Source organism: Moryella indoligenes (assembly GCF_030812885.1).
GTDB classification, from domain to species: Bacteria; Bacillota; Clostridia; order Lachnospirales; family Lachnospiraceae; genus Moryella; species Moryella indoligenes.
Window position 1 is genome coordinate 10752 of record NZ_JAUSTO010000011.1, and the last position, 21764, is coordinate 32515.

At 57.4% G+C, this 21764-nt stretch carries 16 protein-coding genes; 15 read left to right on the forward strand and 1 reads right to left on the reverse strand.

All coding sequences use genetic code 11. From position 1 onward, the window contains the following. Positions 1-14: 14 nt before the first annotated feature. From cbiD to nrdG, 14 genes are all read left to right on the forward strand, one after another. A complete protein-coding gene (gene cbiD, locus J2S20_RS08655) occupies positions 15-1226 on the forward strand; it encodes a cobalt-precorrin-5B (C(1))-methyltransferase CbiD (protein ID WP_307255036.1) in 1212 nt (403 codons plus the stop codon). Continuing rightward, the gene (gene cobK / locus J2S20_RS08660; RefSeq protein WP_307255037.1) at positions 1211-3418 is read left to right on the forward strand and encodes a precorrin-6A reductase; all 2208 of its coding nucleotides are present in this window, start codon (positions 1211-1213) and stop codon (positions 3416-3418) included. Before cbiD ends, cobK begins: the two co-directional genes overlap by 16 nt. Continuing rightward, positions 3415-4764, forward strand: a complete 1350-nt coding sequence (locus J2S20_RS08665) for a cobyrinate a,c-diamide synthase (protein ID WP_307255038.1) — start codon at positions 3415-3417, stop codon at positions 4762-4764. The genes cobK and J2S20_RS08665 overlap by 4 nt, the downstream gene beginning before the upstream one ends. Further along, positions 4725-5276, forward strand: coding sequence for a bifunctional adenosylcobinamide kinase/adenosylcobinamide-phosphate guanylyltransferase (locus J2S20_RS08670; protein WP_307255039.1), 552 nt, complete (start codon positions 4725-4727; stop codon positions 5274-5276). The genes J2S20_RS08665 and J2S20_RS08670 overlap by 40 nt, the downstream gene beginning before the upstream one ends. A gap of 19 nt (positions 5277-5295) precedes the next feature. Further along, entirely contained in the window at positions 5296-6063 is a 768-nt protein-coding gene (locus tag J2S20_RS08675) for an adenosylcobinamide-GDP ribazoletransferase (protein ID WP_106612782.1), read from the forward strand. 142 nt (positions 6064-6205) lie between these two features. Further along, positions 6206-8542 carry a RelA/SpoT family protein gene (locus J2S20_RS08680; RefSeq protein ID WP_416389005.1) on the forward strand — a complete coding sequence of 779 codons (2337 nt, stop codon included), beginning with the start codon at positions 6206-6208 and terminating at the stop codon, positions 8540-8542. Positions 8543-8556: 14 nt separating this feature from the next. Further along, positions 8557-9186 (forward strand): MBL fold metallo-hydrolase, encoded by a 630-nt coding sequence (locus tag J2S20_RS08685; RefSeq protein WP_106612784.1) that lies wholly within the window; start codon positions 8557-8559, stop codon positions 9184-9186. 70 nt (positions 9187-9256) lie between these two features. Then, on the forward strand, positions 9257-10729 hold the full coding sequence (gene hemZ, locus J2S20_RS08690; protein WP_106612830.1) for a coproporphyrinogen dehydrogenase HemZ: 1473 nt from the start codon (positions 9257-9259) through the stop codon (positions 10727-10729). A 163-nt stretch (positions 10730-10892) separates the two neighbouring features. Then, on the forward strand, positions 10893-12149 hold the full coding sequence (hisS, locus tag J2S20_RS08695) for a histidine--tRNA ligase (RefSeq protein ID WP_106612785.1): 1257 nt from the start codon (positions 10893-10895) through the stop codon (positions 12147-12149). Positions 12150-12170: 21 nt separating this feature from the next. Continuing rightward, positions 12171-13955 (forward strand): aspartate--tRNA ligase, encoded by a 1785-nt coding sequence (aspS, locus tag J2S20_RS08700; protein ID WP_106612786.1) that lies wholly within the window; start codon positions 12171-12173, stop codon positions 13953-13955. Positions 13956-14148: 193 nt separating this feature from the next. Then, a complete protein-coding gene (locus tag J2S20_RS08705; protein WP_307255041.1) occupies positions 14149-14850 on the forward strand; it encodes a response regulator transcription factor in 702 nt (233 codons plus the stop codon). 3 nt (positions 14851-14853) lie between these two features. After that, positions 14854-16392, forward strand: a complete 1539-nt coding sequence (locus J2S20_RS08710; RefSeq protein WP_307255042.1) for a sensor histidine kinase — start codon at positions 14854-14856, stop codon at positions 16390-16392. A 300-nt stretch (positions 16393-16692) separates the two neighbouring features. After that, positions 16693-18924 carry an anaerobic ribonucleoside-triphosphate reductase gene (nrdD, locus tag J2S20_RS08715; protein WP_106612789.1) on the forward strand — a complete coding sequence of 744 codons (2232 nt, stop codon included), beginning with the start codon at positions 16693-16695 and terminating at the stop codon, positions 18922-18924. 170 nt (positions 18925-19094) lie between these two features. After that, on the forward strand, positions 19095-19643 hold the full coding sequence (nrdG, locus tag J2S20_RS08720; RefSeq protein WP_307255044.1) for an anaerobic ribonucleoside-triphosphate reductase activating protein: 549 nt from the start codon (positions 19095-19097) through the stop codon (positions 19641-19643). Between the two features lie 6 nt (positions 19644-19649). Here nrdG and J2S20_RS08725 read toward each other — a convergent pair whose 3' ends face one another. Continuing rightward, positions 19650-20078 (reverse strand): EamA family transporter, encoded by a 429-nt coding sequence (locus tag J2S20_RS08725; protein WP_106612791.1) that lies wholly within the window; start codon positions 20076-20078, stop codon positions 19650-19652. Positions 20079-20355: 277 nt separating this feature from the next. Here J2S20_RS08725 and eno point away from each other — a divergent pair, with 277 nt between their 5' ends. Continuing rightward, positions 20356-21648: a phosphopyruvate hydratase gene (eno, locus tag J2S20_RS08730; protein ID WP_307255046.1), complete on the forward strand. Its 1293-nt coding sequence runs from the start codon at positions 20356-20358 to the stop codon at positions 21646-21648. Positions 21649-21764 lie beyond the last annotated feature (116 nt).

The following is a 21764-nucleotide window of genomic DNA, read 5'->3' on the forward strand; positions in this document are numbered from 1 at the left end:
GGCAGGAGGGAACGATGAAGGAAAAGCGCGGGAGCTCCCCGGAGCTCTTAAAGGCACTGCGTCCGTTTGCGGCGTGGGAGGACGGAAAGCTGCTCCGGGCGGGGTATACGACGGGGAGCTGTGCCGCGGCTGCTGCGAGGGCAGCGGTGGAGATGCTGGTCACGGGGAGGCGGGTGGAGCTGGTGTCTGTGAAGACGCCTGCAGGTGCAGAGCTGAGACTCGCAGTGGAGGAGATTCAGCTTCCCACAGCACAGCGGCGGGCTGCCTCCTGTGCGGTACAAAAGGATGCGGGCGATGATCCGGATGTGACGGACGGCATACTCATCTATGCGGAGGCGGAGGCGCTGGAGCTCGCGGAGGGAGAGGGAGAGAGCGAGCTTCTGCTTTTCGGCGGAAGGGGTGTGGGAACTGTGACCCGCCCGGGGCTAGACCAGCCAATCGGAGAGGCCGCCATCAACCGCGTCCCCAGAGAGATGATCGCGCACGGCGTGAGAGAGGCGCTCTCCTCCCACGGTATGCACGGGCGCATAGCTGTCACGATTTCTGCTCCGGGGGGAGAGCGTCTCGCGGAAAAAACCTTTAATCCGCGGCTTGGCATTCAGGGCGGGATCTCCATACTCGGAACGGAGGGAATCGTCCGTCCGATGAGCCGGAGCGCGCTGGTGGATACGATACGGACGGATGTTCGCATGCACGCAGAATGCGGGGGGACGGTGCTGGCGGTGCCGGGCAACTACGGCCTGCATTTTCTCGCGGAGCACTACGGCGTGGCGGAGGCAGATCCTGTTATTATGAGTAATTTTGTCGGAGAGACCATTGACGCGGCCTGTGAATTCGGTGTCCGTCGCCTGCTGCTGGCAGGGCATATCGGCAAGTTTGTGAAGCTGGCAGGGGGCATTATGAACACACACTCGCGGGAGGCAGACTGCCGGGCAGAGCTCATCGCGGCGCATGCGCTGCGATGCGGCTGCGATGCCGCGCTGGCCCGGGCTGTGCTGGATACGGCGGTGACACAGGAGGCGGTGAGTCTGTTAAAGGAAGCGGGGCTTCTTAGAGAGGTCTCTGCATCTCTGCTCCGGGCAATGGAGATGGCAGTCGCCCGAAGAGCAGGCGGAAGGACAGAGACTGCGCTGCTCTTCTACACGCTGGAGGATGGAGTGCTGGCGGAGAGCAAAAGCGCAGCTGAGATGATAGAGGAGAGTGTGAGGCGATGCGTGAGGTACTGATCTTTGGAGGAACCACAGAGGGAAGAGAGCTCGCGGAGTTCTGCGAGAGGCAGGGCATTCCCGCGGCGGTTTCCGTTGCGACAGAGTACGGCACAGAGCTGCTGGGCAGTCTTCACAGTGTGCGTGTGCTGGAAGGAAGGCGCACGGAGGAGGAGATGCGCGCACTGCTGAAGGAGAGAGCATGCGCGCTGGTGATCGATGCGACGCACCCCTATGCGACAGCTGTCACGGAGAGCATACAGGCGGCCTGTGCTGCGGAGGGAACGCGGCTGCTCCGCGTGCTGCGGCAGAGCGCGGGAGATGCAGAGACGGCTCTCTGCTTTGCCTCGGCTGAGGAAGCCGCGGAGTTTCTTCAGGGAACAGAGGGGAATATCCTGCTGACGACGGGGAGTAAGGAGCTCTCCGCCTTTTCGCTGCTCTCGCGGGAGCGGCTCTACGTGCGCGTGCTGCCGGGAGAGGAGTCTCTTCGGCTCTGCCGGGAGGCGGCGCTTCCGTCCGCACATATCGCCGCGATCCAGGGGCCATTTTCTGTTGAGATGAATGTGGCGCTCCTCGCGCACTTTCACTGCCGCTATCTCGTGACCAAGGAATCCGGGAACAGGGGGGGCTTTCTGGAAAAGCTCGCGGCCTGCCGCGCCGCGGGAGCACAGGCAGTTGTGATCGGACGACCGATGAAGGAGGAGGGCATCAGTACAGCACAGGCGGAGCAGCTGCTTCTGGGGCTGTACTGCACAGATGTGAGAGCTGCTTCAGAGGCGCAGGGCAGGGCCAAAAAAGAGCGTGAGCCGGCACAGAATCCTGCGTTCCGGGAGCAGGTGAAGAAGAGACAGAGCCGGACAGAGCAGGATGGGCTTTTTCAAAAGAGGGGTGAGCTGCCGGTGGGAAGGCAGGGACAGGCGGAATGGCCCGAAGTGCATCTCTGCGGCTTGGGGCCGGGAGGGGACTCTCTCATAACGGAGGAGCTCCGGGAGCTGCTGCCCTCTGCGAGCCTTCTCATAGGGGCGGAGCGTGTGCTGCTTAAGGGAGAGTGGTTCCGGGAGCAGAGCGGCCAGAGCCCCGCGAAGCGTCTCGCAAGCTGGCGCGCGGAGGAAATCGCCGAGGCCGTACTGCATGCGGAGGCCGGTGAGAAGATTGTGGTGCTTCTCAGCGGGGACAGTGGCTTCTACAGCGGAGCCGTGGGTGTCCTGGAGGCGCTCAGGCGGAGAGCTTTTCCGGAGGAGTCTGTTCAGGTACATCCGGGCATTTCCTCTCTCTCCTGCCTTGCGGCCAGAGCCCGCATTCCCTGGGAACAGGTACCCTGTCTCTCTCTGCACGGCAGAAGGCAGAACTGGCTTGCAGAGCTCAGAAGATGCGGCGCGGTATTTCTGACGCTCGGAGGTACAGAACAGCTCTCTGAGATCACAGCACTCCTCACGGAAAATGGGCTTTCCGACTGTGAGCTGCTGCTCGGCGAGGAGTTGTCGCTGCCGGATGAGCGCCTTGTCCGCTGCACTGCGGGGGAGTGGAAGGCGCACGCGGCGGAGGCAGAGAACAGCGAGCAGCAGGGGAGAAGGCGGCGACTCGCTGCCTTGCTTCTGCGCCTTCCGGAGGGCCCGGCGGAGCCGCTCTGGCCGGGAATTCCGGACAGCTGTTTTCTCAGGGAACGGGTGCCTCTGACCAAGGCCGCAGTGCGCGCGGCAGTGATGAGCATGCTCCGTCCTCGGCGCGACAGCCTGTGCTGGGATGTCGGCAGCGGCAGCGGTGGCGTGACAGCGGAGCTCTCCATGGCCGCACCGCTCGGAGAGATCTATGCGGTGGAGTGCAGGGAGGACGCCTTTTTGCTCACAGGAAGGAATATTCAGAAACTTGGGCTCTGGAATGTGCGCCAGTGCCGCGGGGAGGCCCCGGAGATACTCTCAGAGCTGCCCGCGCCGGATTATGTCTTTGTCGGCGGCAGCGGTGGCAGACTGCGGGAAATCCTTGAGCTGATCTATGAGAAGAATCCGTCTGCGGTGACTGCGGTGACAGCTGTCTCGCTGGAGACCGCAGCGGAGCTCTTTCATCTCTTAAGTTTCTTTGAGGGGCAGGGCTTTCAGACAGAGTGCAGACAGCTTGCGGCGGCATCCGCAGAGAAGCGGGGACAGTACTCCATGCTGCTTGCGCAGAATCCGGTCTATATCGCAGTGATACGGGGAAAGAGGAAAACAAAGTGAAAAAACTGATGGTAGCGGGCATGCGCTCGGGATGCGGAAAGACTACAGTGACCCTGGGGCTTACCGCACTGCTTAAGGATATGGGGTTTTCGCTTCAGCTCTACAAGACCGGGCCGGACTACATTGACCCCATGTTTCACAGCGTGCTGAGCGGGAGACCCTGCATCAACCTGGATCCGTGGTTTCTGGACAGTGCAGGGCTTAAGAAGGCCTTTTTCGGAAACGCCTCCGGGGCGGATTTTCTTCTCGTGGAGGCGGCGATGGGACTCACGGACGGGATCAGTGGGGAAGGGGAGCGCGGCAGTGCGCTTCAAGTCGCGGAGGCCCTCTCACTCCCGGTTCTGCTTCTTGTAGACCGGGGGCAGGAGGCGGAGGCGCGGCTTTATCTTGATACGCTTCCTGCAGGCCGTGTGCGGGGCATATTGCTGAATGAAGGAGGCGCGGGCCATGCAGACCGCGCTGCCGCGGCAGATGCAGGCGGGAGAGAGTCAGAGCGCGCCGAGCTGCCGCGGGAGATCGCCGGAATACCGGTGCTCGGGCTGCTTCCGGAGATACCGGGAGCTGCGCTGAAGAGCCGGCATCTGGGACTCACTGTTCCGGAGGACGGGACAGAAATCGTCCGGAGGGCACTGCTCACGGGACGCGCGCTGCGAGGCTGTCTGGATTCCGCGGAGCTTTTGAAGCTCGCGGCGGGGGAGGAGAGCTATCGCATTGCGATTGCGCGGGATGAGGCCTTTTCTTTCTTTTATGAGGAGAATCTCCGGCTGCTGCGCGAGTGCGGCGCGGAGCCGGTGTTTTTCAGTCCGCTGCGGGACAGCTCGCTCCCCGCGGGTGTGTCCGGTCTCTGGCTTCCGGGGGGATATCCGGAGCTTTATGCAGAGGCGCTCTCCGCCAATGAAGCGATGCGGGGGGATATTCAGGACTCTGTGCGGGGAGGACTGCCTGTCGTTGCGGAGTGCGGCGGATTTATGTACCTCATGGAGGAGCTGGAGAGCGCAGGCGGAGCGTTCTGGCCCATGTGTGCCGTCCTGCCGGGCAGAGCCTTCCGCACGGAGAAGCTGCAGCGTTTTGGCTATATCGAGCTGGAGGCAAAGTGCGACACGCTGCTTCTTAAGAAGGGAGAGCGTCTTCGCTCGCATGAATTCCATTACTGGGATGCAGAGCAGCCGGGAACCTCTGTTCACGCTGAGAAGGCAAATGGCAGCCGCTCATGGGAGTGCGTGGTCGGATCCAGGTCGATGTTTGCGGGCTATCCGCATATTTATCTCGCGGCCTTTCCCGCAGCGGCGGAGCATCTCTCCGAGGCGTGCAGGGAGTTTTGCAGGCGGAGAGGCAGGGGGCGGTGATACTGATTATCGGCGGGAGCGCGAGCGGAAAGTCGGAGTGTGCGGAGCGCTGCGTCACGGCGTTGGGGGGAGCGCGGGTATATCTTGCGACTATGGAGGAAAGCGGTGGAGAGAGCCGCAGCAGGATAGAGAAACACCGCACGCAGCGCGCCGGACGGGGCTTCCGGACAGTGGAGTGCGCGCGGGGACTGGAAGCGGCGGAGATTGCACCGGAGGAGGTAGTGCTTCTGGAGTGTCTCTCGAATCTTGTGGCAAATGAGATGTTTCTTCCGGATGGAACTGTGCGGGAGGCAGCGGTCTGTGAGGCACTGCTGCTTCAGGAACTGCGGGCACTAAGGCGGCGCTGCCGTGCGCTCGTTGTCGTTGGAAATATACTCACAGAGGAGCCGGTGAGCCCTGAGCCGCTCACAGCGCAGTGGCTTCAGCTCTTTTCCGCCGTTCAGAATCAGCTTGCGGCGGAGGCGGAGGCGGTCTATCGCGTCACGGCAGGCATTCCGGAGCGGTTAAAATGAGAGCAGCAGGAGGTTCAGAGTGGATTTGATTCGTTCGCTTTCGATTGCATTTTCCATGTATTCCAGAGTGCCGGTTCCGCGTGTGCGCTGGGATGAGCACAGTGCGCGCTATGTGCTTTTTTTCTTTCCGCTGGTGGGGGCGGTGGAGGGCGTGCTGCTGCTTGGACTGTGGAGGCTGCTGACTGCGCTCGGCTGTCCGGCCCTGCTGCGCGCGGCTCTGCTGGTATGCTTTCCCTATCTCTACACGGGAGGCATCCATTTGGATGGCTTTCTGGATACGGTGGATGCACTCGGCTCGTGGCGGACGCGGGAGGAGCGGCTGCACATTCTGAAGGATGTTCACACGGGCTCCTTTGCAGTGCTCGCCTGTGTGCTGCTCTGCTTGCTCCAGCTTTCAGCCTGGTCGGCACTCGATTCCGGGCGTGCGGTGGGAGTGGTGGCGGTCTGCCTGCCGTTCAGCCGCTCCATCACTGTGCTCTCACTGCTTTTTCTGCCGAATGCGCGGGGAGAGGGCAGCGCCCATCGCTTCAGTTCCGGAGCCGCACGGCAGCTGACCGCTGTGGGAGCGGGAATTACAGCTGTTTTTTCCGCCGCCGCTGCCTTTTGGCTCATCGGGGCGGGAATAGCGGGGGGGCTGTTTCTGCTGCTGATATTTCTTTCTATAGCGTATGCCCTGCTCCGCGCGTGCAGTGCCTTCGGCGGCCTGACAGGGGATCTCGCGGGCTTCCTGCTCACGGTAACAGAGCTCAGTGCCCTGATTGTCACAGCGCTGTTTTCTCTTGAGTAGCGCTGCTTGCAAATCGGATATAAAAACTTTATAATATAAATTCATTATCTCTGTATACAAGCATTCAGAGCCCGCTGCGGAGAGAGTTTTCCCCGCACAGAGACAGAAAAATGGCGGGAAAGGAGGTCAGAGGATGGAAGAAATGCAGGAAATGCAGAAGAGTGAGCTCGCAGACAGCGGGAAGGAAGAGGCGGCGGTGCTCTGTCAGGAGACAGGGGAGCTCGACCGTCCGGCGGAATTCACCGATCCGGATGTGCTCTATGAGGAGCTGATCACCACCATACGCAGATACCATCCCTCTGACGACACCAGCCTGATTCACAGAGCCTATATGACCGCGAAGAATGCGCATATGGACCAGAAGAGAAAATCGGGTGAGCCGTACATTATCCACCCGCTCTGCGTTGCCATCATACTGGCAGGCCTGGAGCTCGACAAGGAAACCATTATGGCGGGACTTCTTCACGATGTCGTGGAGGACACCATACTCACGGGCGCACAGATCGGAAGAGTGTTCGGCGAGGATGTGGCGCTTCTTGTGGACGGTGTGACGAAGCTCACACAGATCACCTGGACCACAGACAAGCTGGATATCCAGGCTGAGAACCTGAGGAAAATGTTTCTCGCCATGGCGAAGGATATCCGCGTGATTCTGATCAAGCTTGCAGACCGCCTTCACAATATGCGCACACTGCAGCATATGCGGCCGGAGAAGCAGAAGGAAAAGGCGAGGGAGACGCTGGAGATCTATGCTCCGATTGCGGATCGACTCGGTATCAGCCGCATCAAGGTGGAGCTGGACGATCTCTCCTTAAAGTATCTGGAGCCGGAGGTGTACAGGGAGCTCAGCTGCAAGGTGAGAGAGCGGAGCGATTCCCACGAGAAATTTGTGGAGGGGATCGTGAAGGAGGTGCAGGGCATCATCGACGGGGCGGCGATCCCCGGGACGGTAAACGGCCGTCAGAAGCACTACTTCTCCATCTATCGGAAGATGGTGAACAAGCACAAGACCTTCGATCAGATCTACGACCTCTTTGCGGTGCGCATACTGGTGGAGTCCGTGAAGGACTGCTATGCGGCGCTCGGTGTGATTCATGAGCACTTCAAGCCGGTTCCCGGCCGCTTCAAGGATTACATCGCAATGCCGAAGCCGAATATGTACCAGTCTCTGCATACGACGCTGATCTACCACAACGGTCAGCCCTTTGAGATACAGATCCGTACCTATGAGATGCACCGCATCGCAGAGTTCGGTATCGCCGCACACTGGAAGTACAAGGAGGCGGGCAAGGGCGACGCCTCTGCGAGCGGCGCAGAAAATGAAAAGATGAACTGGCTCAGACAGATTCTTGAGTGGCAGCGGGAAATGCCGGACAACAAGGAGTTTCTGAACGATATCAAGAATGAGCTCAGCATCTTTTCGGACAGCGTCTACTGCTTTACGCCCTCGGGCGATGTAAAGACGCTCCCGAGCGGTTCCACACCGATTGATTTTGCCTACTCCATACATTCGGCGGTCGGAAACCGCATGGTCGGGGCCAAAGTCAACGGGAAGCTGGTCAATATTGATTATCAGATACAGAACGGCGATCGCATTGACATCCTGACCTCGCAGAATTCCAGAGGGCCGAGCCGCGACTGGCTGAAGATCATCAAGAGCACGCAGGCGAGAAATAAGATCAATCAGTGGTTTAAGAGTGAGCTGAAGGAAGAGAATATCATCCGCGGCAAGGAGCTCATTCTGAACTACTGCAAGAGCAAGGGTGTCGACTGGAGTGAGCTCAACAAGCCGGCGTATCAGGAGAAGATTCTGCGGCGCTATGCGTTCCGTGAGTGGGATTCCGTGATTGCCACCATCGGGCACGGCGGGCTGAAGGAGAGCCAGGTTGTGAACCGCATGCTGGAGGAGCGGAAGAAGGAGCTCGCGAAGAAGATCTCCGATGAGACTGTGCTGGCCAATGTCAGCGCGGGGGCCGGGGACGGCAGTCAGAAGATGGTGCCGGAGGTCGCAGTACGAAAATCCGGAAACGGGATTGTCGTGCGGGGGGTTCATGATCTGGCAGTGCGCTTCTCCATGTGCTGTGCACCGGTGCCGGGGGATGAAATTCTGGGCTATGTGACCCGCGGACGCGGCATCACGATCCACAGAACGGACTGTATCAACATCATCAATCTTCCCGAGTCCGAGCGCGTGCGTCTCATTCCGGCGGAGTGGCAGGCGCCGGAGGGCGAGGAGGCGAGGTACCGCACGGAGATCCGCATCATCGCGAGAAACCGAGTGGGGCTCTTTGTGGACATATCCAAGGTCTTTACCGAGCGTGGGCTCGATATCCTCTCGATTAATACGAGGACCAGCAAGCAGGGCGTCGCGACGATGAATCTTTCCTTTGAGATCGGCGGTGTCGAGGAGCTGCGCTCGCTCACGGAGAAGCTGCGTCAGGTCGGCGGCGTGATTGAGATCGAGAGAAGCACAGGCTGAGACAGGAGAGAGAGATGCAGATTGTCAGAAAAATACTGGGCCCGGTTCAGACCAATGTCTACTTTGTTTACGACAGCGGGACAAGGGAGGGCGTGATCATAGACCCTGCGGATCAGGCGGAGCGCATCGAAACCTGCGTGCGCGAGGAGGGTTTCACACCGCAGGCCATACTGCTGACCCACGGACATTTTGATCATGTGATGGCCGCGGAGGCTGTGCGGGAGCGCTATCATATTCCGATCTGGGCGCTGGAGCAGGAGGCTGAGACGCTTCTGGATCCAATGCTGAACGGAGATGCCCGCTTCTTAAGAAGGGGGCTTCGGATCAGGCCGGATCGCCTGCTGCACGACGGAGAGGAGCTCACGCTTCTGAACCGGCGCTGGCAGGTGCTGTGGACGCCCGGGCATACAGCGGGTTCCTGCTGTTATTATATTCCGGAGGAACGGGTTCTCTTCGCCGGAGACACGCTGTTTCAGGGCTCCTATGGGCGCTATGACTTACCGGGCGGAAATTACCGTGAGATTCAGCAATCGCTCACGGAGCGGCTGTTTCAGCTGCCGGATGATGTCGTCGTGTTTCCGGGACATATGGAGGAGACGACCATAGGCTTTGAGAAGAAATACAATCCGATTTTGGACGATTGATATGAGGAGTGCCGGGGAGGCTGTCTGCGTAGGACGGACTCCCGGTGCCCGGGAAGCAAAGGATCAGGAGATGATATCACTTATACTGAGGGACGTTCCTTTTGAGCAGGACGTCAGAGAGCTGTTCATGGCATTTTATCCGGGGGAGCGCTATACCCACGAGGCGGATGAAAATGCCATGATTTCTTTTACCGCGGAACACAGCGCAGAGGATGCGGCACGCTATGCGCTGACGCTTGCGGTGCGGGGAAAAGCGGAGAGCTGCTTCTCCTCCCCCTGCACTGCAGACCGAAGGCAGACAAAGGATGAGCTGAAGCGTGCACTCTATCGTCAGCTCTCAGAGGCGACAGGAAAGAAGCTGCCCTGGGGTACGCTCACCGGAATACGTCCCACCAAGCTCGCACTGACGGAGCTCAGAAAGGGCAAGAGCGAGGAGCAGGTGCGGCAGAAGCTTAAGGAGCAGTATTATCTGAGTGATGAGAGGAATTCGCTCTGTGTCCGTACAGCCTCGCACGAGCTGCAGGCGATGCGGGGACTGAATCTTGAGACCGGATGGAGTCTCTACATCGGCATCCCGTTCTGTCCGACGACCTGTCTCTACTGTTCCTTTACCTCCTATCCGATCGGGCGATGGAAAAAGCAGACAGAGGCTTATGTCGAGGCGCTCTGCAAGGAGCTTCAACAGGTGGCGGAGTGGATGCGCGGCAGACCGCTGGAAACCATCTATATGGGAGGCGGAACACCGACGAGCCTTGAGGCGCCGCAGCTTTGGAACATTTTATCCGTGGTCCGGGAGCGCTTTGATCTCTCCGCGCTGAAGGAGCTGACTGTCGAGGCGGGGCGTCCGGACAGCATCACGGAGGAGAAGTTTCGCACACTGAGGGAGTGTGGTGTGACCCGTATCAGCATCAACCCACAGACCATGAAGCAGGAGACGCTGGATCTCATTGGGAGACGGCACAGCGTGCAGCAGTTTGTGGACAGCTTTCATATGGCGCGTGCCCTGGGCTTCGATAATATCAATACAGATCTCATTGTCGGTCTTCCGAATGAGAGCGCGGATGATGTCCGGCGCACCATGGAGGGAATACAGGCGCTCGCTCCGGATGATGTGACGATTCACAGTCTCGCGCTGAAGCGCGCGGCGCGGCTCAACACCCGGAGGGAGGACTATGCCGGCGTGACCTACGGAAACGCCTCGGATATGGTCAGCCTCACTTCGGCGTACTGTGAGTGCATGGGTCTCAGTCCCTACTACCTCTATCGTCAGAAGAACATGGCGGGCAATCTGGAAAATGTCGGCTGGTGCCGTCCGGGCTGTGAGGGGCTCTATAATATCCTGATTATGGAGGAGCTGCACACCATTGTGGGCTGTGGCGCGGGCACCACGACCCGCGTGGTTTATCCCCATGAGGAGCGCTATGAGAGAGCGGAGAATGTTAAGGATCCGGGACTTTATATTGAGCGGCTGCCGGAGCTGCTTGAGAGAAAGCGCGCACTGCTCGCGCCCGCAGTGCCGGAAGAAATATCTGTTGCCCTGTGACATAAGCGCCTCCGACTTACAGCAAGCTGTAGTCGGATGTGCTTGCGTCACAGGGACTTATGCAATAAAATAGATGTCAAATTGCGCGGGGATATGTTTCCTGCGTCTGCCGTTACTGAAAATCTGCGCGGTAAAAGCGCACTGCATGACAGAGGAGAACACCATGGCTATGAAGAAAAAACCCGTCACCGGTATGAAGGATGTGCTTCCGGAGGAGATGCTGCTCCGGGATTATCTCATTGCTGCGATCAAGGATACCTACCGCGGCTTTGGTTTTACACCGATGGAGACGCCATGTGTGGAGCATATTGAGAATCTCACCAGCAAGCAGGGGGGAGATAATGAGAAGCTTATTTTCAAGATCCTGAAGCGCGGCGAGAAGCTGCGGATTACAGAGGCGGAGAGTGAGGAGGATCTCACTGACAGCGGCCTGCGCTACGATCTGACACTTCCGCTGACACGTTACTATGCAAACAACAGCGCTGTGCTGCCGCAGCCCTTCAAGGCACTGCAGGTCGGTTCCGTGTGGCGAGCAGACCGCCCGCAGAAGGGCAGATACCGTCAGTTTACACAGTGCGATATTGATGTGCTGGGGGATGCCTCCAATTTCTGTGAGATCGAGCTGATACTTGCGACAACCACTGCGCTGAAGCGCATCTGCCCGGATCAGGCATTTACAGTCCGTGTCAATGACCGCCGCATCCTGAGAGCTCTGGTGAGCTGGGCAGGCTTTCCGGAGGAGGCAGCAGATTCCGTACTCATTACCCTCGACAAGATGGACAAGATCGCAGAGGAGGGAGTGAGAGCGGAACTCATAGCCAATGGATATGCGGGAGAGTCCGCGGATCGCTATCTGACGCTCCTTCGCGAGCTTGGAACGGACGGAGCGGCAGTGCGCGCGCTGGGCGAGACGCTCGGAGATTTCCTCGAGGAAGGCGCGGCAGAGGGACTTGCGGAGATCATGGAGTCAGTGGCGGAAGTTTCCGGAGGCGGCTTCGGTCTGCAATTTGATCCGACTCTGGTGCGCGGCATGGGCTACTATACCGGAACGATCTTTGAGGTTTCCATGGAGGGCTTTGGCGGAAGCGTGGCAGGCGGCGGACGCTACGACAGGATGGTTGGAAAGTTTACCGGTACAGAGACACCGGCCTGTGGCTTTTCGATCGGCTTTGAGCGCATCATCACCATACTGATGGACAGCGGCTTCCGTATTCCGGATCAGAGAAGGAAAAAGGCCTTCCTGTATGAGAAGAATCTGTCTGCGGCACGTGTCACAGCGCTTCTGAAGGAGGCTGCGGCGGAGCGCGAGGCGGGAAGCGATGTGCTGGTCGTGCGCATGGCGAAGAATAAGAAGTTCCAGAAGGAGCAGCTCAGCGCACAGGGATATACGGACTTCAGCGAGTTCTATGCTGAGAAGTGATAGGGGGGAGAGAGAATAACCATGTCAGAATCAATGAAGGGTCTGAGACGTACCCATCGCTGCGCCGAGGTTGTCGGTGCCGTGGAGGGAACTGAAGTGACAGTGATGGGATGGGTGCAGAGAAGCCGCAACAAGGGCGGGCTTATCTTTACCGATCTGAGGGATCGCAGCGGAATACTCCAGCTGGTCTTTGAGGAGGCAAGCTGCGGTGCGGAGGTATTCGAGAAGGCGGGCAGCCTCCGGAGTGAGTTCTGTATCGCAGTGGTTGGAACGCTCATGAAGCGCTCCGCTCCAAATGCGCAGCTTCTCACCGGAGCATACGAGGTGCGCGCAGAGCAGCTCCGAATCCTTTCCGAGTCTGAGACTCCGCCTTTCCCGATCGAGGAGAATGCGAAGACGAGAGAGGAGCTGCGCTTAAAATACCGCTTCCTTGATCTGCGCCGTCCGGATATTCAGCGCAATATCATGACGCGCTCGCAGATTGCGACCATCACCCGCCGCTTTATGGCGGAGAATGGCTTTCTTGAGATTGAGACCCCGACGCTCATCAAGAGCACGCCCGAGGGAGCGAGAGATTATCTTGTGCCGAGCCGCGTGCATCCGGGAGAGATGTATGCGCTCCCGCAGTCTCCGCAGCTCTTAAAGCAGCTGCTGATGTGCTCCGGCTATGATCGCTATGTGCAGCTCGCGCGCTGCTATCGCGATGAGGATCTGAGAGCGGACCGGCAGCCGGAGTTCACGCAGATCGACATGGAGCTCTCCTTTGCGGATGTGGATGAGGTGATGGATGTCAATGAGCGCCTCTTAAAGACACTCTTCAAGGAGGTGCTGGATGTTGATGTTGCACTGCCGATTCAGCGCATGACCTGGCAGGAGGCCATGGACAACTACGGTTCCGACAAGCCGGATCTCCGTTTCGGCATGAAGCTTCACGATGTCACGGAGCTGGTGAGAGACTGTGGCTTTTCTGTCTTCACCGGCGCCATCGCAAGTGGCGGAACCGTGCGCGGCATCAATGCAGAGGGACAGGGGGCCATGCCGCGGAAGAAGATTGATGCGCTCGTGGAGTTTGCAAAGACCTACGGTGCGAAGGGCCTGGCGTATATCGCCATTCAGGAGGATGGAAGCTTCAAGTCCTCCTTTGCAAAGTTCATGAAGCCGGAGGAGATGGATGCTTTGACTGCAGCGCTGTCCGGAAAGCCGGGCGACCTGCTGCTTTTTGCCGCCGATCGGAATAAGGTTGTGTGGGATGTGCTGGGCGCGCTGCGTCTGGAGCTTGCGCGGCAGATGGATCTCCTCAGGAAGGACGATTTCCGCTTCCTCTGGGTCACGGAGTTCCCGCTGCTTGAGTGGTCGGAGGAGGAGAATCGCTTTAAGGCGATGCACCATCCCTTCACCATGCCGATGGAGGAGGACTGGGACAAGATCGATTCAGATCCGGGTGCAGTCCGCGCAAAGGCCTATGACATCGTGCTGAACGGCACGGAGATCGGCGGCGGCTCGGTGCGTATCCACCAGTCAGAGATACAGTCGAAGATGTTTGAGGTTCTGGGACTGTCTCAGGAGGTGGCGGAGCAGCGCTTTGGCTTCCTTCTGGAGGCATTCAGGTATGGTGTGCCGCCGCACGCAGGACTGGCCTATGGTCTGGATCGTCTTGCCATGCTCATGGTGGGAGCGGACACCATACGCGATGTGATTGCATTCCCGAAGGTGAAGGACGCATCGGATCTCATGATGAATGCACCGGATACGGTGGAGCAGAAGCAGCTGGATGAGCTCTCGATCTGCTACAGACAGGCGGAGTGAGCGGTGCCGGATTGTGATACTTCTGTGAAAAAGTAGAATTGCCCCACATGATTTGTTAAAATGACAGGGAAATGCAGAAGAGCTGCGTCTCCCTGTTCTTTTTGTTTGAAACGCCTGTGCGTATCAGCCGCAGAGAGCGCTCTGTACTCTTTGCTTTGAGAGAAGAGGGAGACTTTATGGTCGGAGGTATGAAATGGACAGCGCAAGAATACTGGTGGTAGATGATGAGCCGAGGATGCGGAAGCTTGTGCGGGACTTTCTGAGTGCGAAGGGATATACCGTGCTGGAGGCAGGTGATGGCGAGGAGGCGGTGGAGTTATTCATGGCAGACCGGAGCATCGACCTCATTCTTCTGGATGTCATGATGCCGAAGATGGATGGCTGGGAGGTGCTGAAGGAGGTGCGGCGCTACTCTCGGCTTCCGATTATCATGCTGACGGCGCGCTCGGAGGAGCGGGATGAGCTGCAGGGCTTTCAGCTCGGCGTGGATGAGTATATCTCGAAGCCCTTCAGCCCGAAGATACTGGTGGCACGCGTCGAGGCGATCCTTCGCAGGACGCAGGGAGACGGGACGGAGAGCGGCTTAAGCTGCGCCGGCATCACGATCGATAAGGCGGCACATGAGGTGAAGATTGACGGGAGGCCGATTGAGCTGAGCTACAAGGAATTTGAGCTGCTGAGCTATTTTATGGAGAACAGGGGCATTGCCCTCTCAAGAGAGAAGATACTGAACAATGTATGGAATTATGATTACTTTGGGGATGCGAGAACCATCGACACGCATGTGAAAAAGCTGCGGGCCAAGATGGGGGAGAAGGGCAGCCTCATAAAGACCATCTGGGGCATGGGCTACAAGTTCGAGCCGGAGGATGGCGGCAAGGGGGAGAAGGCGTAAGCAATGAGACATTCCATATGGGTGCGCTTCACCTGCCTGATCTTCTCAGTGCTGGCGGTGCTGGTCGGAATTGCCTTTATTCTGAACACCTGGGGGCTTGAGGGCTTTTACCGGGCACAGAAGGTGAAGGATATCGAGCGGGCATACGCGAGCATTAATACGGAAGTCATGCGGAACGGCAACAGGAGCACACGCATTTCGCAGATTCTGAACGCATATTCCGATATCTATAATATTACGATCGCGGTGATGGATTCCGCGGATTCCAGTCTGCTGCAATCCACCGAGCGGGGCAGAAGCTATCTGTTCCGCCGCGCGCAGAAGTACCTGTTCAACGGAAGCTTCCGCACACAGACCGCCGTGCTGGCGCAGACGGAGAACTACACGATCATCAGCGCCTATGACGATGAGAGCGATGCGGTCAATATCGACTGCTTTGCGTACTGTGGCGACAACCAGACCATGCTGCTCATGACGACGCCGGTCTCCAATCTGAAGGAGAGTGTGATTCTGGCCAATCGCTTCCTGGGTTACATCGGGCTGCTCATACTTCTGGTGGGTGCTCTGATGGTCTTCTTTATGACGCGGCAGATCACGCGGCCCATCCAGCGCCTTGCGGCGCTCTCGAAGAAGATGGGCGGACTGGATTTCAGCGAGCGCTACTGCGGGAAGAGCAGGGATGAGATCGGCGTGCTCGGCAGCAATATGAATGCAATGGCAGAGAAGCTTGAGGAGACCATACGAAAGCTGAAGGAGGCCAATGCAGAGCTGCAGGAGGATATCCGCCGCAAGGAGGAAATCGATGAGATGCGGAAGGCCTTTATTGCCAATGTCTCGCACGAGCTGAAGACGCCGATTGCGCTGATTCAGGGCTATGCGGAGGGCCTGGACGACGGAGTCTGCGAGGATCCGGAGAACAGAAGATATTATCTGAATGTCATCATTGATGAGGCGGGCAAGATGAACAGTCTTGTGAAGCAGCTGCTCACGCTCTCCAAGCTGGAATCCGGTGCCCCGGAGCTCTCCAGAGAGAATTTCGATCTGACGGAGCTGGTGCGCGGCGTGCTTCACGCCACAAAAATGATGGCGGAGAATCAGGGCGCTTCGGTCAGGGCTTCTTTTGTCAATGCCGTCTCAGGGGAGCAGGAGCTGCGCGTCCCGGTGCTGGTAAATGCGGATGAATTTAAGATCGAGGAGGTGCTGACAAATTATATAAGCAATGCGCTGCACCACGTAAATGAGGGCGGAAGCATAGCTGTCTCTGTGGAGCCCCGCGGGGAGCGTATCCGCCTGGCTGTATACAACACAGGCAGCAGCATCCCGGAGGAGGATCTCCCCCACCTCTGGGATAAGTTCTACAAGGTTGATAAGGCGCATTCCCGCACATATGGAGGAAGCGGGATCGGGCTCTCCATTGTAAAGGCGATCATGGAGGCGCACGGGATGCCCTATGGTGTTGAAAACTGTCCGGGAGGTGTGCGCTTCTTTGTTGAGCTGGAGGCTGTGAAGTCAGAGGCCGGCAATCACAATCCGCAGCATTGAGCCTGCGGAATTTGGTCATTATTACCCTCGTTTTCCCCTTTCCTCTGTGCTATACTGAGACCTGCCGCATACCACATATATAGTTCCACAAAAACAAACAATCACTACATATGGTAGAAACAGAGAAAAATAGCCTGGAAGTTTGTAGAAAAATGCCTATTTCTATTTTATGACAACTGCGGTATGATGAGGAAGCACAAAATATAAGGCCTCTGCAGGGAGGTATACACTATATTTAGTATCTAGAGCAGGTCGGCTTCGCTGAAGGGAGCTCCTTTGGCGCAGGACAGGGGGAGAGCAATGGAGACAAGCGTAAAAACCAATGTCATCAAGAGAAACGGTCAGGAAGTAAGCTTTGATGTGATGAAGATTGTCAATGCGATTGATGCCGCCAATAAGGAGGTGGATCGCATTCATCAGCTGAATGTCTATCAGATTCAGGCCATCGCAGACAAGATTGCGGGTGAGGTGGCAAGAACTACGCACGCGGTCAATGTCGAGGACATTCAGGAGATGGTCGAGACGGGCATCATGGAGATGCGCGGCTTTGAGGTCGCGCAGAAGTATATCCGCTATCGCTACAGGCGGAACCTCGCCAGAAAGGCGAATACGACAGATGAGGGAATACTCTCGCTGATTGATCAGGCAAATGAGGAGGTCAAGCAGGAGAATTCCAACAAGAATCCGGTCATCAATTCCACGCAGCGCGACTACATGGCGGGCGAGGTATCCAAGGACCTCACAAAGCGAATTCTGCTGCCGCAGGAGATCGTCTCCGCGCATGAGCAGGGCATCATCCACTTTCACGATTCCGACTACTATGCGCAGCGGGAGCACAACTGCGATCTCATCAATCTGGAGGATATGCTGCAGAACGGAACGGTCATCAGTGAGACTCTGATTGAGCGTCCGCACAGCTTTTTCACTGCCTGCAATGTCACCACGCAGATTGTGGCGCAGGTCGCTTCCAATCAGTACGGCGGTCAGTCCTTCACACTCTCGCATCTCGCGCCCTTTGTGGACGTGAGCCGTCAGAAGATCCGCAAGGCAGTGCTGGAGGAGCGGGAGCTCTGCGGGGAGTCCACGGATGATGCGATTATCTCGAAGATTGTGGAGCGCCGTCTCGCAGAGGAAATCCGCAGCGGAATTCAGACAATTCAGTATCAGCTCATCACGCTTATGACCTGCAACGGGCAGGCGCCCTTTGTCACAATGTTCATGTATCTTGACGAGGTGCCGGAGGGAAGAACCAGAGATGACCTTGCCGCCATCATCCGTGAGGTTCTGTTACAGAGAATGCGCGGCGTGAAGAATGAAAAGGGAGTCTGGATCACCCCGGCTTTCCCGAAGCTCATCTATGTACTGGATGAGGATAATATCACAGAGGACGCACCCTACTGGAGTCTCACGGAGCTCGCCGCGGAGTGCACCGCAAGGCGCTTGGTTCCGGACTATATCTCCGCGAAGAAGATGAAGGAATATAAAAACGGCGATGTGTATCCCTGCATGGGCTGCCGCTCCTTCCTCACCCCGGACGACAGGGGCCTCGGTGAGAACGGAGCGCACAAGTATTACGGGCGCTTCAATCAGGGTGTTGTCACCATCAACCTCGTGGACGTCGCCTGCTCCTCCTACGGAGATATGGACAAGTTCTGGAAGATACTGGACGAGCGCCTGGAGCTCTGCCACAGAGCCCTGCGCTGCCGCCATGAGCGCCTCATGGGAACTGTCTCCGATGTCGCTCCCATACTCTGGCAGCACGGCGCGCTGGCGCGCCTCAAGAAGGGTGAGACCATCGACAGGCTGCTTTTTGACAACTACTCGACGATCTCTCTCGGCTATGCGGGACTCTATGAGATGTGCATGCGCATGACCGGAAAGAGTCACACGGATCCGGAGGCGAAGCCCTTCGCGCTGGCGGTCATGAAGCGGCTGAACGACAAGTGTGCGGAGTGGAGAGCTGCGGAGCGCATCAGCTATTCTCTCTACGGGACGCCGATGGAGTCCACCACCTACAAGTTTGCAAAGTGCCTGCAGAAGCGCTTCGGCATCATCAAGAATGTCACGGATAAGAATTACATCACAAACAGCTATCACGTCCACGTCACAGAGAAGATCGACGCCTTCAAGAAGCTGAACTTTGAGGCGGAGTTCCAGAAGCTCTCTCCGGGCGGCGCGATCAGCTATGTCGAGGTTCCGAATATGCAGAACAATATTCCGGCTGTCCTCTCTGTGATGCGCTATATCTACGACAACATCATGTACGCTGAGCTGAACACAAAGAGCGATTACTGCCAGGTCTGCGGCTACGACGGGGAGATTAAGATCCGTGAGAACGAGAACGGCAAGCTGATCTGGGAGTGCCCGAACTGCGGAAACCACGATCAGGAGAAGATGTTTGTCGCGAGACGCACCTGCGGCTACATTGGGACGCAGTTCTGGAATCAGGGCAGAACGCAGGAGATCCGGGACAGAGTGCTTCATGTGTCCAGCCCGAAGCTCTCGGTCGGCTGCAAGAGTACCGCGGAATAAGAGCCTGCCCGGAGCTCTGTTTTGGATTCGGAAGGCAGAGGGAAGAGGAGGCCGCGAGAGCGGTCTCTTCTTTAATCCTATAGAAAACCTTTCCGGGATTTCTTACAGGGTTCCCAGGAAGGCAGTGAACTTTCTGCTCTGTGAGAGAATAAGGAAAAGAGGAGCAGAATATGAATTATGGTCAGGTGTTTTACGCAGATATGGCAAATGGCATCGGCTGCCGCATCTCTCTGTTTGTGAGTGGCTGCACGCATCACTGCGCGGAGTGCTTCAATCAGGAAACCTGGGACTTTCAGTATGGGCTGCCCTTTGATCGGGTGGCGGAGGATGATATCATTGAGAACCTGAAGCCCTCCTATATTGACGGGCTCTCTCTGCTCGGCGGGGAGCCCATGGAGCTCTCCAATCAGGCGGTGCTGCGGCCCTTTCTGGAGCGGGTGAAGCGGGAGAGTCCGCACTCCACGGTCTGGATCTACTCCGGCTACACCTGGGAAGAGCTGAATGACGAAACAAATCGCCGCTGTCACAGCTCGGACACGGCGGCGATACTTGAGATGACAGATATACTTGTGGATGGAGAGTTCGACAGGACAAAAAAGGATCTGAGCCTACGCTTCCGCGGCAGCAGCAACCAGCGCGTCATCGACGTACAGGAGAGTCTGAAGCAGGGGAAGCCGGTGCTCTCCGGATACGGAGAAAAGAAAAGACCCGGGGAGTGACTCCGCTCAGTTGCTGTTGATAAGATACAGACCGACCATGCAGACCAGAATACCCATGATTTTTTTCGGAGTGATTGCCTCGTGGTAGAAGAGGACGCCGATCAGAACCAGCACAACCGCGAGTATGGAGGCATACACCAGCTCGCCGGAGCTCACATTCCAGCCGACCTTGTACATATAGATGGTTCCGGCCTCCAGTCCGACCAGAGAGACGCCGAGTGCCAGGCTGGTCCAGTTCAGCGCGTGGTATTCGTGCAGGAGATCACCGCCGCGGTTCAGGCCAAAGTAGAGCAGCAGAGAGGCAGTCGCACTCACGAGATAGGTCACAATGAGCGCCGCAAGCGGATTGATATTTTCCGGTGTAGACTTGGAACAGACATGGTAGACGATATTGGAGAGAACAATCAGTGCAATCGGACCGTAGTATGTGAGCATAAGGCCTCCGCGATAGAATTAAGAAAAACAACTGCCGGGCAGCTTTGCTGTCTGCCCTGATAAGACGTGTGCAGTAAGGATGCTTATCCGGCGATTATAACACAGTGCAGATTTGCCGGTCAAATTTCAGAAATAATTTTACAATGCGCGGGATTGTGCTATACTGTGATAGAATTAACAAAGCCACTGAGACTCAGAGCCTGGAATCAGGTAAATACCGCGTGCAGACAGAGCTGCTCACGGAGAAGTTCAGCAAAGAAAGCAATGGAGGATAAGCATGAAGCATCTGGAAATCGAAAAGGTCATAGGTCGTGAAATTATTGATTCCCGCGGAAATCCCACGGTTGAGGCAGAGGTCATTCTGACGGACGGCACGGTCGGAAGAGGCGCGGCGCCGAGCGGAGCTTCCACCGGCGAGTTTGAGGCGATTGAGCTGAGAGACGGCGACAAGACAAAGTTCGGAGGAAAGGGCGTCGCTTCGGCTGTCCAGAATATTAATACCGTGATCAGTGATGCGATCAGGGGGATGGATCCGCAGAATGTCTATGCGGTTGATGCTGCCATGCTGAAGGCAGACGGCACGGACAACAAGTCGAAGCTGGGCGCAAACGCGATTCTCGCTGTATCCATCGCGAGTGCAAAGGCAGCGGCAGAGGCGCTTGGCACCCCGCTGTACCGCTTCCTCGGCGGAGCGAATGCGAATCGTCTTCCGGTTCCGATGATGAATATCTTAAACGGCGGCGCTCATGCGACCAACTCTGTTGACACGCAGGAGTTTATGATCATGCCGGTCGGCGCTCCTTCCTTCCGCGAGGGGCTGCGCTGGTGCACCGAGGTATTCCATGCGCTTCAGAAGATTCTGAAGGACGAGGGCAATACCACGGCTGTCGGTGATGAGGGTGGCTTTGCACCGAACTTAAAGGACGACGAGGACACCATCGAGCACATTCTCGCGGCGATCCGCAACGCAGGCTATAAGCCGGGCGAGGATTTTGTGCTTGCCATGGATGCGGCATCCAGTGAGTGGAAGAGCGAGAAGGGCATCGGCTTCTATCATCAGCCGAAGTCCGGCAGAGACTTCAGCTCCGACGAGCTCATTGCACACTGGAAGAAGCTGATTGAGAAGTACCCGATCTGGTCCATCGAGGATGGTCTCGATGAGGAGGACTGGGAAGGCTGGAAGAAGATGACTGCGGAGCTCGGCGACAAGGTGCAGCTCGTCGGAGACGATCTCTTTGTCACCAATACGAAGCGTCTCGCGAAGGGCATTGAGCTCGGCTGCGGAAACTCCATCCTCATCAAGCTGAACCAGATCGGCTCTGTCTCCGAGACGCTTGAGGCGATCAAGATGGCGCACAAGGCGGGCTATACCGCGATCTCCTCTCACCGCTCCGGTGAGACGGAGGACACCACAATTGCCGATCTCGCAGTTGCACTGAACACCTGCCAGATCAAGACTGGCGCGCCGAGCCGCAGCGAGAGAGTTGCGAAGTACAATCAGCTGCTCCGGATCGAGGAGGAGCTGGGCACAGCTGCGGTATATCCGGGCAAGGGTGCGTTCAACAGATAAGAGGCGGCACACAGCAGAGCTTTGACAGGAAATGAAACAGACAGAGGCAGGAACTTCACACAGGAGCTCCTGCCTTTATTTGTCATACAGGAAAACCCCCTTTTTATAAATGGAAC